The sequence below is a fragment of the Bradyrhizobium sp. TM239 genome (assembly GCF_036247985.1).
In the GTDB taxonomy this organism is placed as follows: Bacteria; Pseudomonadota; Alphaproteobacteria; order Rhizobiales; family Xanthobacteraceae; genus Bradyrhizobium; species Bradyrhizobium ottawaense.
The window spans coordinates 96,415-111,711 of record NZ_BTIR01000018.1 but is presented as its reverse complement, the minus strand read 5'-3'; the positions used below and the strand labels follow the sequence as shown (position 1 = coordinate 111,711).

The 15,297-nt window shown below is 64.6% G+C and carries 7 protein-coding genes; 2 read left to right on the top strand and 5 right to left on the bottom strand.

The features are described 5' to 3' along the window. Genes treZ through AABA84_RS27225 form a run of 5 tightly spaced genes read right to left on the bottom strand, consistent with a single transcriptional unit; the run spans window position 1 to window position 11,222 of the window. A complete protein-coding gene (gene treZ, locus AABA84_RS27245; protein ID WP_338313709.1) occupies window positions 1-1,752 on the bottom strand; it encodes a malto-oligosyltrehalose trehalohydrolase in 1,752 nt (583 codons plus the stop codon). Continuing rightward, window positions 1,749-3,827, bottom strand: a complete 2,079-nt coding sequence (gene glgX / locus AABA84_RS27240; protein WP_338313708.1) for a glycogen debranching protein GlgX — start codon at window positions 3,825-3,827, stop codon at window positions 1,749-1,751. The genes treZ and glgX overlap by 4 nt, the downstream gene beginning before the upstream one ends. Window positions 3,828-3,830: 3 nt before the next feature. Beyond that, on the bottom strand, window positions 3,831-5,978 hold the full coding sequence (glgB, locus tag AABA84_RS27235; protein WP_338313707.1) for a 1,4-alpha-glucan branching protein GlgB: 2,148 nt from the start codon (window positions 5,976-5,978) through the stop codon (window positions 3,831-3,833). Next, window positions 5,971-9,264, bottom strand: a complete 3,294-nt coding sequence (gene treS / locus AABA84_RS27230) for a maltose alpha-D-glucosyltransferase (protein ID WP_212248226.1) — start codon at window positions 9,262-9,264, stop codon at window positions 5,971-5,973. The genes glgB and treS overlap by 8 nt, the downstream gene beginning before the upstream one ends. 11 nt (window positions 9,265-9,275) lie before the next feature. Then, entirely contained in the window at window positions 9,276-11,222 is a 1,947-nt protein-coding gene (locus AABA84_RS27225; protein WP_338313706.1) for a maltotransferase domain-containing protein, read from the bottom strand. Window positions 11,223-11,426: 204 nt separating this feature from the next. Here AABA84_RS27225 and malQ point away from each other — a divergent pair, with 204 nt between their 5' ends. Together malQ and AABA84_RS27215 are read left to right on the top strand one after the other, a co-directional pair. Beyond that, window positions 11,427-13,388, top strand: a complete 1,962-nt coding sequence (gene malQ, locus AABA84_RS27220) for a 4-alpha-glucanotransferase (protein ID WP_338313705.1) — start codon at window positions 11,427-11,429, stop codon at window positions 13,386-13,388. Between the two features lie 43 nt (window positions 13,389-13,431). Continuing rightward, complete coding sequence (locus AABA84_RS27215; protein ID WP_338313704.1) at window positions 13,432-15,234, top strand: glycoside hydrolase family 15 protein; 1,803 nt, start codon at window positions 13,432-13,434, stop codon at window positions 15,232-15,234. Window positions 15,235-15,297 lie beyond the last annotated feature (63 nt).

The following is a 15,297-nucleotide window of genomic DNA, read 5'->3' as shown; positions in this document are numbered from 1 at the left end:
CTAACCTCCGAGGCGCCAGACCACCGACCAGGGCGGAAGCCGGTCGCCGGTCTCGCCGCCCCAGATCGGCGTACCCGCGCTGACATTGGAGACGATCTCATGGTCCGACAGGTTGGCGGTCAGTCGCAGCACCGTGCCGTCGCCCATGCGCCAATGCGCGGTGAGCAGGCCGCTATCGGCCGCCTCGGCCTCGCCGAAGCTCGCGCCCCTCAGCCGCGGCATGATCTCCTTGCGGCGAAGCGCGAGCAGCTCTCGAACCAACGCAAGCCGCGCGTCCTGCTGCAGCGTGCGGCCGGTCCAGTCGAGCACGGCCGATTGCAACGTTGCCGGATCGAGCGGATCGGGCACCTCGTCGCCGTACTTCTCGTAAGCCCAGGCATATTCCTGCTTGCGCCCCTTGCGGACGGCATCGGCGAGTTCGCCCTGGAAATCGCAGAAGAACGGGAAAGGCACGGTCGAGCCCCATTCCTCGCCCTGAAACAGCATCGGCACCATCGGCGCGAGCAGGGTCACTGTGAGCGCGGCTGCGATCTGCTGCGGTGATGCCAGGCTCTCGAGCCGGTCGCCGAGCGGACGGTTGCCGATCTGGTCGTGGTTTTGCAGGAAGTTGACGAAGGTCGCCGGCGGCAGCTTGCCGCTCGGCTCGCCGCGCGGCTTCTTGCCCCAGAACTCAGAAACCTCGCCCTGGTAGACGAAGCCGGAGGCCAGGGCGCGGGCGAGATCGAGCCGCGGCGTTTGATAATCCGCGTAGTATCCGGCGAGCTCGCCGGTCAGCATCACGTGCCAGACGTGGTGATAGTCGTCGTTCCATTGCGCGCGATATCTGCCGTTGGGCGGCTCCTGCGCGGCATCGAGCAGGCTGGCGCGATTGTCGCCGTTCTCCAGCACGAGATGGATGTGCCGCCCCGTGGCCTTGGCAAGCTCGCCGGCGGCGACGCTGAGGTCCTGCAGCATCGACTGCTCGCCGGGGATTGCCATGATGTGATTGGCGGCATCCAGCCTCAGGCCGTCGAAACGGTAGTCGCTGAGCCAGGACAGCGCGTTCTCGACCGCGAACGCGCGCACCTGCGGCACGCGATAATCGATCGCGCTGCCCCAGGGCGTGTGAGCATCGGTGAAGAAGGTCGGCGCATAGCGGCCGAGATAATTCCCCTCGGGCCCGAAATGATTGTAGACGACGTCGAGGAACACCATCAGGCCGCGCAGATGCGCTTCGTCGATCAGCGCCTTCAGGTCTTCGGGGCGGCCATAGGCGCTGTCGGGCGCGTACCACAGCACACCGTCATAGCCCCAGCCGCGGCGCCCGGCGAAATCCGCCAGCGGCATCAGTTCAAGCGCGGTGATGCCGGTTGCGGCGAGATGATCGAGCTTGTCGATCATGGCGCGATAGGTGCCTTCAGAGGTGAAGGTGCCGACATGGGTCTCGATCAGCACCGTCTCTTCCCAGGGCCGGCCGCGCCAATCGCGCGCACGCCACGAAAAGGCGTCGTGATCGATCACCTCGCTCGGGCCGAACACATCCTTGGGCTGGAAGGCCGAGGCCGGATCGGGCACCTCGATCTCATCGTCGACCCTGAACTTGTAGGGAGTGCCGGCGGTGAGGCCGGAAATCTCGGCCACGTACCAACCATCGTGCCGGCGCTGCATCGCGTGTCTTCGGTCGAGCAGGAGGTCGACACGCCGCGCGCCAGGCGCCCACAGACGGAACGACACGCCGTCCTTTGTCGGCCTCGCCCCGAAGGATGGCCTCATAGCGCCCCCGCGAAGGCGAGCACGGAGCGTGGCGGCGCCTTGCTGTCGCTCCCGGGCTGGAACTCGACCGTATTCAGCTTGGCATCGGTCGTGTTCAGCATCTGCTGCCAGCTCTTGTACTCGGTCATTTTTGGCAATTTGAATGCGATCTCTTCGGGGGCGGCGTTCAGTACGATAAAGATCGCGGCTCCGCCCGGTTCCATCGGGCCCATCACATAGGAGAGGAATCTTCCCTCCGGGAATTTCCAGTCGTTCTCCGTCATCTCGTCGCCGGCAGGTGTCAGCCACAATGCGCCGTAGGACACGCCGTCGGCCGGGCGGCCGTCGAGCCAGCGATGGCTGCGAAGCTGTGAGAACCGGCGGCGGATGTCGGCGAGATGGCCGACGAAATCGACCATGTCGTCGCCCTCCTTGCCGAGATTGTCCCAGCCGACCCAGCCGATCTCGTTGTCCTGGCAATAGGCGTTGTTGTTGCCGGATTGCGAGTTGCCGACCTCGTCGCCGGCGAGGATCAGCGGAATGCCCTGCGCCAGCATCAGGCAGGCCAGCACGTTCTTGCGAAGCTGGCGGCGTAGGCTGATGATGTTCGGATCGTCGGTCGGGCCCTCGACACCGCAATTGTTGCTGTGGTTGTCGTTGGAGCCGTCGCGGTTGTCCTCGCCGTTGGCCTCGTTGTGCTTCTCGTTGTAGCTGAAGAGGTCGGCGAGCGTGAAGCCGTCGTGGACGGTGATGTGGTTGATGCTGGCGCGCGGCCGCCGTCCGTCGTGGTTGAACAGGTCGGAGGATGCCGTCATCCGGCTGGAGATGTCGCCGATCAGGCTGCCTTCGCCGCTCCAGTAGCGGCGCATGGCGCTGCGATAGCGATCGTTCCATTCCGACCATTGCGAGGGAAATGCGCCGACCTGGTAACCGCCGAGGCCGAGGTCCCAGGGTTCGGCGACGAGCTTGACCGTCGCGAGCACCGGATCCTGCCGGATCGCGGTCAGGAACGAGATGCCGCGATCATAACCGTTCGGCCCGCGCGCGAGCGTGGTGGCAAGGTCGAAGCGGAAGCCGTCGACGTGGCAGACCTCGACCCAATAGCGCAAGGAATCCATCACCATCTGCAGCACGCGCGGATGGGTGAGATTGACCGACGAGCCGCAGCCGGTGAAGTCGTCGTAATAGCGCGGGTTCTCGCGGTTGAGCCAGTAATAGGAGGCGTTGTCGATGCCGCGGTAGCACAGCGTCGGGCCGAGATGATTGCCTTCGGCGGTGTGGTTGTAGACGACGTCGAGCATCACCTCGATGCCGGCATCGTGCAGGCGCGCCACCGTGGTGCGGAAGGAGTCGAGTGCATTGTCCTGGGCGTAGCGCAGCTCCGGCGCGAAGAAGGAGAGCGTGTTGTAGCCCCAGTAATTGGCGAGCTTCTTCTCCACCAGGATGCGGTCGTCGACGAAGCTGTGCACCGGCAGCAGCTCGATCGTGGTGACGCCGAGCTTCTTCAGGTGCTCGATCATCGCCGGCGAGGACAGCCCGCCATAGGTGCCGCGCAGGTTCGGCGGCACGTCGTCGCGCTTCTGGGTCAAACCCTTGACGTGAGCCTCGTAGATGACGGTGTCTTCCCAGGGGATGTTGGGACGGATCTCGCGGCGGCCCCAGTTGAAGGTCTCGTCGACCACGACGGCCTTGGGCATGCCGCGGGCATTGTCGCGCCGGTCGAAGGACAGATCCTCGCGCGCGCTCCCGGTGCGGTAGGCAAAATGCGCATCGCTCCAGACCAGACGTCCCGCGAGCCGCTTGGCATAGGGATCGAGCAGCAGCTTGTTCGCGTTGAAGCGGTGGCCGTGCTCGGGCTCGTAGGGGCCGTGCACGCGATAGCCGTAGAGCTGGCCGGGCGAGACGTCGTTGAGATAGCCGTGCCAGACATCCTCGGTTCTTTCAGGCAGCTCGATGCGTTCGAGCTCGCGGCGGCCTTGCGCGTCGAACAGGCAGAGCTCGACCTTCTGTGCGTTGGCGGAGAACAGCGCGAAATTGGTGCCGCGTCCGTCCCAGCTTGCGCCGAGGCGTGCAGGCGATCCAGCAGTCAGGCGCATGTGTCAGCTTTCCGGAACGAGGAAGATCGCGGCGAGCGGCGGAATGGTGAGGCGCAGCTCGGGCGCCTTGCCTTCAACGGCATGAACCTCGCCGATGTTCCCGACATTGCTGCCGCCATAATGGGCGGAGTCCGAATTGAACACTTCCTTCCACTTGCCGGCAAAGGGCGCGCGAACCCGATAGTTGCGATAGACATTGGGAGAGAAGTTGATGATGACGAGACACCGCTCGTGCTCCTCGAATCCCTTGCGCAGCCAGGCGTACACGTTGCGGTTGGCGTCATCCGTGACCAACCATTCGAACCCGGCCTGGTCGCAGTCCATCTGGTGCAGCGCCGGCACCGCGCGGTAAAGCCGGTTGAGGTCGCGGATCAGCGCCTGGATGCCGGAGTGAAACTTGTATTCGAGCAGGTGCCAGTCGAGCGACTGGTCGTGATTCCATTCGCGGCTTTGGGCGATTTCCGCGCCCATGAACAGCAGCTTCTTGCCGGGATGGCCGAACATGAAGCTGTAATAGGCGCGCAAATTCGCAAAGCGCTGCCACTCGTCGCCGGGCATGCGGCCGAGGATCGAGCGCTTGCCGTGCACGACCTCGTCATGCGAGAGCGGCAGGATGAAGTTTTCCGAGAAGGCGTAGTGTAGGCCGAACAGGATGTCGCCGTGATGGTGCTTGCGGTGGATCGGGTCCTTGCTGATGTAGTTCAGCGTGTCGTGCATCCAGCCCATGTTCCACTTGTAGCCGAAGCCGAGCCCGCCGAATTCGACCGGGCGCGAGACCTGCGGCCATGCGGTGGACTCCTCGGCCGCCGTGGTCGCCTGCGGGAAGCGTGCGAAGACCTCGGTGTTGAAGCGGCGCAGGAAGTTGATGGCCTCGATGTTTTCGCGGCCGCCATATTGGTTCGGGATCCAGGCGCCGGGCGGCCGGCTGTAGTCGAGATAGAGCATGGACGCGACGGCATCGACGCGTAAGCCGTCGATCGCATAACGCTCCATCCAGAACAGCGCGTTCGACACCAGGAAGTTCGTCACTTCGGTGCGGCCGTAATTGTAGATCAAGGTGCCCCAGTCGAGGTGGCGGCCCTGGAGCGGGTTGGCGTGCTCGTAGATCGCGGTGCCGTCGAAACTGCCGAGCCCGTGCGGATCGTCCGGGAAGTGACCGGGCACCCAATCGAGCAGCACGCCGACGCCTTCGCGGTGGCAGGCATCGACGAGGGCGGCAAAATCCTCCGGCGTGCCGAAGCGGCTGGTCGGCGCATAGAGGCCGGTCGGCTGATAGCCCCAGGAGCCGTCGAAGGGATGCTCGCTCACGGGCAGGAATTCGAGATGGGTGAAGCCCATGTCGCGGGCATAGGCCGGCAGTTGTTCGGCCAGCTCGCGATAGGTCAGCCATTCGTCGCCGTTCTTGCGACGCCACGAGCCGAGATGGACCTCGTAGATCGACATCGGCGCCGACAGCGCGTTGATCCCGTCAGGCGCCGGGCGCGGACGCGCCAGATCCGCCTCGTCGAACACGATGGAGGCCGTCTTTGGCCGCACTTCGCTGGCAAAGGCCATCGGGTCTGATTTCAGCGGAAGCAAATGGCCGTGCGGGCCGATGATCTCGAACTTGTAGTGATCGCCAATTTTCGCATGCGGGATGAACAGCTCCCAATAGCCGCTGCCGCGTACCCGCATGGGATGGCGCCGTCCGTCCCAGAAATTGAAATCGCCGACCACGGAGACGCGCCGCGCGTTCGGTGCCAGCACCACGAAGCCGATGCCGTCGACGCCTTCGAGCCGCATCGGATGCGCCCCGAGCTTGTCATAGAGGCGCTGATCGGTGCCTTCGCCGAGCAAATAGAGGTCGAAATCGGTCAGGATCGGCGGAAAGCGATAGGCGTCCTCGAACTCGACGACGTTGCCTCCGAATTTTGCGCGCAGCTGATAGTGCTTCGAGCCATTGGGCAGGGCCCCGATGAACAGGCCGGAATCGTGCACGCGGTCGAGCGGAGCGACTTCGCCACGCTCGCCGACTGCCTCGACATTTGAGGCCTCGGGGAGAAAGGCGCGCACCACGCTTTTACCGTCCTCGGGATGCAGCCCGAGATAGTGGAAGGGGTCGGAGTGGCGGCCCTCGATGATCGCGTAGGCCTCGGCAGGCAGTTTAGGCATGGGCTTCGCTCCCGGCACTGGACAGAATGCGAAGCAGTCCGGTCAGCGGCGCATGGAGCCCCTCAGGCCGGTTGGACAGCTCGTACTCTACTTCATCGAAGGCTTGATCAAGCAGGAAAAACCTTAACAGGCCTTCCGCGGATTGCCGATCCTCCGGCCACAGCCGTCGATCGGTCGCGGCCTCGCGATAGGCGGACAGGAACGTTGCGGCGGCTCGCTCGCGCCATTCGTCGAGCGCTGCGGTGATCCGGCCCTGCTCGTCGGAGGCACCCGTGAGTGCGCGGCTCAGCGCCGCGTTAACCGAAAGATCGATCGAGCGGATCAGGCCGGCGACGTCGCGCGCGGCAGGCAGCTTGCGCCGCTTGTCGGCCAGCGGCACACGGGGATTGCCGTCGAAGTCGATGATGAAGATATCGTCCTTCACGATCAGAGTCTGCCCGAGGCGGAAGTCGCCATGATGACGGATGTTCAGCCCGCCGATCCCGGAAGGCAATAGCGCATTCAGGTGGTCGGGCAGGGACGCGCGCACGGCGGCGAGCTGGTCGATCAGCGGCCGGTCCGCCTCCCGCAGGCCGTCGCGGCTGTCGGCCAGCCGTTCGAAAATCCGCTCGGCGCGCGCCTTGAGGTCGGACACGAGGCGTTTGACGTGCGCAGAGCCGATCGGCTCCGGGGCGAGATCGTCCGGCTTTGCCGCCGCCAGGGCAACATGCAACTCGCCGAGCCGCCGGCCGATCTGCGCGATGAAGTGCAGATAAGGCGCTTGCTCCTGGGTCTCGCGCGGCGCTTCGCCCGCCGACAACACGCGTTGCTCGTCGATATAGCGATCGAGATAACCCGTGGTCACGGTCCAGCCGTCACCCTGGTTCTCGACATAGGCATGCAACACGCCGAGCGTGCTGCGCTGATCGCCCTCGACCAGCTCGACGCTGCCGAGCAACGCCGGCGTATTGGCAAAGCGCGCGACCTCGGTGAGATAATGGCCGATCTCGATCTCGGGGTTGATTCCGCTTTCGAGCTGGCGATAGAGCTTGGCGACGTACTGGTTGTCGACCAGCGCGGTGCTGTTCGATTGCTCGATCGCGCGGATGCGTTCGGGCTCCTTGATGGTGTAATCGGCGAAGCGGCTGGTCGCCTTGAACTCCAGCCGCAGATTGTTCTCTTCCACCACCAGGTTCTGCGACAGGTTGCGCAGGAACAGGCCGATGAAGATCTGATCGGTCGCCACGTCGAGCAGCGTACCCTCGCGCGCGCCCTGGCGCACGGCGGCGAGCGCCTTCGGGTTGAACCGCTCGCGGTCGAAGCGCACCCACTCGATCTGCATCGGCAGCACGTAACGCGGCGCAGCGTCCTGGTCCGGCCTCTCAAAGAACGCGATCCAGGGCCTGTTGTCGCCGATGTCGCAGAACGGTACCGCCGAGGTCAGCGCGGTCTTGATGTGCTTGGGATTGTGCTCGGGATACCACCGCGTTCGTGACAGGAAGCCCGGCAGAACGTCGCGCTCGAACACGCCGCGCTCGCGGGCGAGCGACACCCAGTTCGAATTCACCGGCACCACCAGCGTCTCGAATTCCGGCACCGCGCGCGGCGTCACCGGCTCGGACTTGTCGCGCTCCTGAAGCTGGAACCAGTAGAAGCCGTAGGGGCCCAGCGTGATCATGTAGGGCAGTTCGCCGATCGCCGGAAAACGCGTCCGTCCCAGCATCTCCTGCGGGATGCGGTCCTTCCACGGCGACAGGTCGAGTTCGGTGGCCTGCGCGGCGCGCGACAAATTGGCGACGCAGAGGATCACCTCGTCGCGGTATTGTCGGACATAGGCGAGCACGGCGCGGTTGGCCGGACGGATGAAGGTCATGGTGCCGCGGCCGAAAGCGAGCGTCGACTTGCGCACCGAGATCAGCCGCTTGGTGGCGCTGAGCAACGACGACAGGCTGCGCGACTGCGCCTCCACGTTCACCGATTCGTAGCCGTAGACGGGATCCATGATCAGCGGCGCGTAGAGGCGGGCCGGGTCGCAGCGTGAGAAGCCGCCATTGCGGTCCGGGCTCCACTGCATCGGCGTGCGGACGCCGTTGCGGTCGCCGAGATAGATGTTGTCGCCCATGCCGATCTCGTCGCCGTAATAGATGATCGGCGTGCCGGGGAAGGACAGCAGCAGCGAGTTCATCAGCTCGATCTTGCGCCGGTCATTATCCATCAACGGCGCAAGGCGCCTGCGGATGCCGACATTGATGCGGGCGCGGGGGTCGTTGGCGTAGGTGGTCCAGAGATAATCGCGCTCGACGTCGGTGACCATCTCCAGCGTCAGCTCGTCATGGTTGCGCAGGAACAGCGCCCATTGGCAGCTTGCCGGAATGTCCGGCGTCTGACGCAGAATGTCGGTGATCGGGAAGCGGTCCTCCTGCGCGATCGCCATGTAGATGCGCGGCATCAGCGGGAAGTGATAGGCCATGTGGCACTCGTCGCCACGGCCGAAATACTCCTGCACGTCCTCCGGCCATTGATTGGCCTCGGCCAGCAGCAGCTTGCCCTTGGAGTAGGAATCCAGCTCGTGGCGCAGGCGCTTGATGATCGCATGCGTCTCGGGGAGGTTTTCGTTGTTGGTGCCGTCGCGTTCGCACAGATAGGGAATGGCATCGAGGCGGAAGCCGTCGACGCCGGCGTCCAGCCAGCGCTTCATCACCTGGATCAGCGCGCTGACCACGCGCGGATTGTCGAAATTGAGATCCGGCTGGTGCGAGAAGAAGCGGTGCCAGTAGAACGCGCCGGCCTCGTGATCCCAGGTCCAGTTCGACTTCTCGGTGTCGGTGAAGATGATTCGTGTGCCCTGGTATTTCTGGTCGGTGTCGCTCCAGACATACCAGTTGCGGGCGCTGGAGCCGGGATGGCTGCGGCGCGCGCGCTTGAACCATTTGTGCTGGTCCGAGGTGTGGTTGACGACGAGCTCGGTGATGACGCGCAGACCGCGCTTCTGCGCTTCCTGGATGAAGCGCTTGAAATCCTTCATCGTCCCGAAATCGGGATTGACCGAGCCGTAGTCGGCGATGTCGTAGCCGTCGTCGCGGCCGGGCGAGGGGTAGAACGGCAAAAGCCACAGCGCGGTGACGCCGAGCTCCTGGAGATAGGGCAGCTTCTCGGTCAGACCGGCGAAATCGCCGATCCCGTCATTGTTGCTGTCGGCGAAGGCCTTGACGTGGAGCTGATAGATAATGGCGTCCTTGTACCAGAGCTCATCCACGATTTCGGCAGCCTCAAGCTTCTTGGTGTCGACGGAAGACAGAACATTCATGGCGTGACCCCTTACGCCAGGCAGCGGAACAAGAGCGCCGGATCGCCGTCGGGATCGATACGCAACCTGATCCCGCCCCATTCGATGCGGGACTGTTCCCCGGTGAGAAGGTTTTCGAGTGTCGTCACATGGTGCCGCTGCCCGCCGGCGTCAACGGTGACGTCGCCGAGCGGCAGCCAGCACTCGCGCAAATGGCCCGAAAGCGCGATCACGATGACGACGGTATTGGCCGGCTCGGCCGCCTCCTTGACGAAGGCGATCGTTTCGCCGTCCTCGATGCCGAGAAAACGCAGGTTCGCGGTTTGCTGGAGCGCGGCGTTGTCGTTGCGGATGCGGTTGAGCGCGGCGATGTAGGACTTGATGTTGCCGGGCCGGTCCCAGTCGCGTTGCCGGATCTGGTATTTCTCGGAATTCAGATATTCCTCGCGGCCCGGCATCGCCTCGTGTTCCAGCAGCTCGAATCCGCTGTAGACGCCGTAACTGCCCGACAATGTCGCCGCCAGCGCAACGCGTGACTTGAACGCCCAGGCTTCGCCGCTCTGGAGATGATAGGGCAGCAGATCGGGCGTATTGACGAACAGGTTCGGGCGATAGAAGTCGCGCTCGGGATAGCGCGTCAGCTCGCCAAGATATTGCTCCAGCTCCCACCGCGAGGTGCGCCAGGGGAAATAAGTAAAGGACTGCGCAAAGCCGAGCTTGGCGAGGCCCTTCATCAGCTTCGGCCGTGAAAACGTCTTGGAGAACAGGATCACCTCGGGATGCCGGCGGCGGATGTCGCGGATCAGCCAGTCCCAGAACGCAAGCGGCGCGGTGTCGTGGTTGTCGATGGCGAAGATGGTGACGCCTTGGTCGATCCAGAACAGCATGGCGTCGCGAAACCCATTCCACAGCCCGGCCCTGTCGACGGAGTTGAAATCGGGGATCACGATGTCCGAATAGGGTCCATCCGCCGTCCGCACCGAGCGGTCCGGCCGCCATTTGAACCATTCCGGATGCTGCGTCAGCCAGGGATGGTCGGGCGAGCATTGCACGGCGAAATCGAGCGCGAGCTCGAGACCGTATTCCAGGCAGGTCGCGACCAGTGCACGAAAATCCTCGATGGTGCCGAGCTCGGGATGCAGCGCATCGTGGCCGCCCTCGGCGGCTCCGATTGCATAGGGCGAGCCGGGCTCGCCTTCGGTTGCCACCGGCGCATTGTTGTGGCCCTTGCGGCGGCGACGGCCGATCGGGTGGATCGGCGTGAAATAGAGCACGTCAAAACCCATCGCGGCGATATCAGGCACGCGGGCGATGCAGTCGCGCAGCGTGCCGTGCTGACCGGCGACCCGGCTCTGGCTGCGCGGCATCATCTGATACCAGGCGCCGAAGCGCGCCTTGTCGCGGTCGACGGTCAGCGGGAAGGGCTGCGAGCGGGTCAGGTCAGGCCGGGACTGGCTCTCGGCCATGGCATTGCCGAGCTCGGCCGCAAGCAGTGTGGCGACATCGCCAGTCTGAAGATAATCCTCGCACTGTCTGACGATGACGTCAGCGGCGTCCTGTCGCGCGCCATGTGCTTTGGTCAGGAGCCCGGCCCCCTCGATCGCATCCAGGCTGACATCGGCACCCATTCGCTGCTTGCGCGCGACCCCGTGCGACCAGGTGGCGAACTCGTCGGTCCAGGCCTCGATCGCGTAGACATATTGGCCGGTCTCAACGGGTGTGAATCCGCCGGACCAGCGGTCATTGCCGTGAGGGATCATCGGCTCGCTCTGCCATTCGCGGTCCTGCTCCTGTCGCCAGATCAGCGCGGCTCCCATCACGGCGTCGCCGTCGCGATAGATGTCGGCCCAGACCTCGACCCGTTCGCCCGCGATCCGTTTCACGGCGAAGCGGCCGCCATCGATCAGGGGATAGATGTCTTCGATGAGGAAAGCGCTGCCGGCAGCGGCGCTCTCGACAGTTTGAATTGTCTTGTTCACGGTGATGCCATTGACAAGAAAGCAGGAGCCCGTTTCCCTTGTCGGGAACCTACGCTTGGTACCACTATAGAAAGCCGCTTGTGTGTCATTGGTTCCCTCGGGAACGGGTGGTGCGGTTTGCGAGTTACCCCTGACTAACCTCTTCCTCGACCTCGTTAAAATCAATGCCCCCGGCCGAAGAATGGCCTGCAAGCTGCGTGCCGAATGGATCTTTTAGCTCAAGCCCGCATCAAGGGCGTTCAATCCGAATTCATCGACGCCCTCGGAAAGCTGCGGGTCACCGATCCCGTGGCCCTCAAATCCATCCTCGACGCCCTGCCGGAGAAGCGGGTTTACCGCTTCGTCAGCGGGCCGGTCGTGGTCCGTGCCTTGGGTCATCCGCGCACCGAATTGGCGACAATCGGCGCGCCGCCGCTCAAGTGGAAATTGGCCGCAAAGGGGGAGGTGATTGCCGAGGGCGAGACGCGCGAGCCCGTGATCGCCTGGCCTGCCGGCCTGCCGCTCGGCTATCACCGGTTGACACTGACCGATGCCGAAGGTGTGACGGAAGAGGTGCCGATGATCGTGGCGCCCGAGCGCGCCTTCGGCGGTGATTTCGACCGCGGCTGGCTGCTGGCCGTGCAGCTCTACAGCGTCCGTTCGAACCGCAATTGGGGCATCGGCGATTTCACCGATCTGGCCGATCTCGTCCGGCTCGCCAAGCAGTTCGGGGCCGATGGTGTCGGCCTCAATCCGTTGCATGTCCTGTTCGACGACCACCCGGCCGATTGCAGCCCCTATTCGCCGAACAGCCGGCTGTTCCTCAACCCGCTCTATATCGACGTCGAGGCCATTCCCGAATTCTCCGCAGACCTCGTGCCCGACGCGGCCGCGACCGCGGCCCGTCTGCGCCAAGGCGATCGCGTCCCCTATGCCGACATGGCGGCGTTGAAATGGCTGGGCCTGCGCGCCGCCTTTGACAGCTTCGCGACGACGGCCAGCGAGGCGCGCCGCAAGGCGTTCGACGCCTTCCGCACCGCCCGCGCGCCGCTATTGTCCCGCTTCGCCTGCTTCGAGGTGCTGCGCCATCGTTTCACCGCGCCATGGTGGGAATGGCCGGTTGAATGGCAGCAACCGGATGAGGCGAAATGCGCCGGCTTGCGCAATGGGCCTGCCAAGCGCGAGGTCGAGTTCGTCGAATTCGTGCAATGGACCGCAGATAGCCAGCTGCATGCGGCCAAGGAGCTTGCCGGCCGGCTCGGCATGCGCGTCGGGCTCTATCTCGATGTCGCCGTCGGCGTGCAGTCCAACGGCTTCGATGCCTGGAACGAGCAGATGGCGATCTCCCGTCATCTCGCCGTCGGTGCGCCGCCCGACGTGCTCAACACCATCGGCCAGGACTGGGGCCTTGCCGGCTTCAACGCCGGCGGCCTGGAAGCCCAATCCTTCGTGCCGTTCGCCGACATGCTGGCGGCGTCAATGCGCCATGCCGGCGCGATCAGGCTCGACCACGTGCTCGGCCTGAAGCGGCTTTATCTCGTGCCGCGCGGCTTCAAGCCGGACAACGGCGCCTATGTGCAGATGCCGTTCGAGGCGCTGCTTGGCGCCGTGGCGCGCGAGAGCGCGGCCCACAAATGCATCGTGATCGGCGAGGACCTCGGCACCGTGCCGGAAGGTTTCCGTGAGACCATGCAGGATTTCGGCATCTGGTCCTATCTCGTCATGATGTTCGAGCGCGACGATGCCGGCCACTTCCGCAACGTCGACCATTACCGGCCCAACGCGTTGGTCACGCTGAACACGCATGATCTGTCGACCTATGCCGGCTGGCGCTCCTTTGGCGATCTCAAGATGAAGCGCTCGCTTGGGCTCGATCCCGGCGAGAACGACCAGGCGCGCTGGGATGCGCTCGGCAGGCTCGACGAGATCCTGCGCCAGAACGGCATTCGTGCCAATGACCTCTATTCGGTGCTGGCCTTCCTGTCGCGCACGCCGTCGCGGCTGCTCGCGGTCTCCATGGAGGATCTGCTCGGCGTGATCGACCAGCCCAACATTCCCGGCACGATCGACGAACATCCGAACTGGCGTCAGCGCCTTCCCGTTGCGCTCGACAAGATCGCCGCGAAGGTCGATCTCACGGCCTTGCGAGCGGCGACGCGGGAACGTTCGCTGAATGGCGGGAGTTGACGCGCAAGGGCTACCAAGGGCTGCTTTCAAGGCTCGTACGGCATTGTCTCAGAGGATCGAGGATTATGCGCTGATCGGCGATTGCGAGACCGCGGCGCTGGTCGGGCGCAACGGCTCGATCGATTGGCTGTGCTGGCCCGCCTTCGATTCCGACGCCTGCTTTGCCGCCATCCTCGGCACCCACAAGAACGGCCGCTGGCTGATCGCGCCTAGCGAGGACGTCACCAAGACGTCGCGCCGCTATCTCGGCGATACCCTCATCCTCGAAACGCGTTTTGAGACGAAGAGCGGGACCGTCGCGCTGATCGACTTCATGCCGCCGCGCGGCAAGGCGTCCGACGTCGTTCGGCTGGTGCGCGGCGTTACGGGCACCGTGAAGATGCGGATGGAGCTCGTGATCCGCTTCGGCTTCGGCATCGATATTCCCTGGGTGCGGCGGATCGACCATTCCCTGATGGCAATCGCCGGCCAGGACATGACGGTGCTGCGCACGCCGGTCGAGACCCGCGGCGAGGACCTGACCACGGTGTCCGACTTCGAGGTGAAAGCCGGCGAGACCGTGCCGTTCGTGCTGACCTACGGCCCCTCGCATCTCGATCCGCCCGCGCCGATCGATCCGGAGATCGCGCTCCGGGAGACGGAGCAGTTCTGGAAGGACTGGTGCAGTCATTGCACCCGCGACGGCGAGTATCACGACCTGATCGTGCGCTCGCTGATCACGCTGAAGGCGCTGACGTTCGGCCCGACCGGCGGCATCGTCGCGGCGCCCACCACCTCATTGCCGGAGAAACTCGGCGGCAGCAGGAATTGGGATTATCGCTTCTGTTGGCTGCGCGACGCTACCTTCACGCTGCTGGCGCTGATGAACTCCGGCTATACCGAGGAAGCCTCGGCCTGGCACAATTGGCTGCTGCGCGCCGCCGCCGGCTCGCCCGCGAACATGCAGATCATGTACGGCATCTGGGGCCAGCGGCGCCTGCTGGAATGGGAGGCGGGCTGGCTCGACGGCTATGAGGGCGCAAAGCCGGTGCGCGTCGGCAATGCTGCACATGCGCAGCTCCAGCTCGACGTCTATGGCGAATTGATCGACGCCTTCCACCAGTCGCGCATGGCCAAGCTCAAGCTCGACGACGAAACGACATGGGCGCTGGAATGTGCCGTGCTCAATCATCTGGCCGAAGTCTGGGACCAGCCCGATCACGGCATCTGGGAGCGGCGCGGCCAGCCCAGGCACTACGTCTTCTCCAAGGTGATGACCTGGGTCGCCTTCGACCGCGGCATCAAGAGCGCGGAGACCTTCGGCTTCAAGGCGCCGCTGTTGCACTGGCGCGCCTTGCGCGAGGCCATTCATCGCGACGTCTGCAACAGGGGATTTGACGCGGAGGAGAATGCCTTCGTCGAATCCTACGGCTCGAAACTGCTCGATGCCAGCGTGCTGCTGCTGCCGGCCGTGGGCTTCCTGCCGCCGTCGGACCCGCGCATCCGTGGCACCATCGCCGCGGTCGAGACATGCCTGGTGCGCGACGGCTTCGTCCTGCGGCACGATCCGCGCGAGCTGCCTGCAGGGCAGCCGCCGCTCGAAGGCGCGTTCCTGGCCTGCAGCCTGTGGCTCGCCGATGCCCATGTGCTCGCCGGCGATCTCGACAAGGCGCAGATCTTGCTCGATCGCGTGGCCGGCATCGCGAACGACGTCGGGCTGCTGGCCGAGGAATACGATTCAGTCGCCCGGCGCCAGACCGGCAATTTCCCGCAGGCGCTGACCCACATCGCGCTGATCAACACCGCGCATAACCTGTCGGCGGCAAGGCAGCAGTGCGACAAGCCGGCGGTGCAGCGGTCGAAGTAGTAGCGCTCTCTCCGTTCCCTCCCCCACAAGAGGGGAGGGAACGCACCGCAGTGGAGGAGCCTG

Bases quoted from the DNA above. Each gene is read 5' to 3' on its own strand.
- treZ (WP_338313709.1), bottom strand. From the start codon at position 1,752: ATGAGGCCATCCTTCGGGGCGAGGCCGACAAAGGACGGCGTGTCGTTC.
- glgX (WP_338313708.1), bottom strand. From the start codon at position 3,827: ATGCGCCTGACTGCTGGATCGCCTGCACGCCTCGGCGCAAGCTGGGAC.
- glgB (WP_338313707.1), bottom strand. From the start codon at position 5,978: ATGCCTAAACTGCCTGCCGAGGCCTACGCGATCATCGAGGGCCGCCAC.
- treS (WP_212248226.1), bottom strand. From the start codon at position 9,264: ATGAATGTTCTGTCTTCCGTCGACACCAAGAAGCTTGAGGCTGCCGAA.
- malQ (WP_338313705.1), top strand. From the start codon at position 11,427: ATGGATCTTTTAGCTCAAGCCCGCATCAAGGGCGTTCAATCCGAATTC.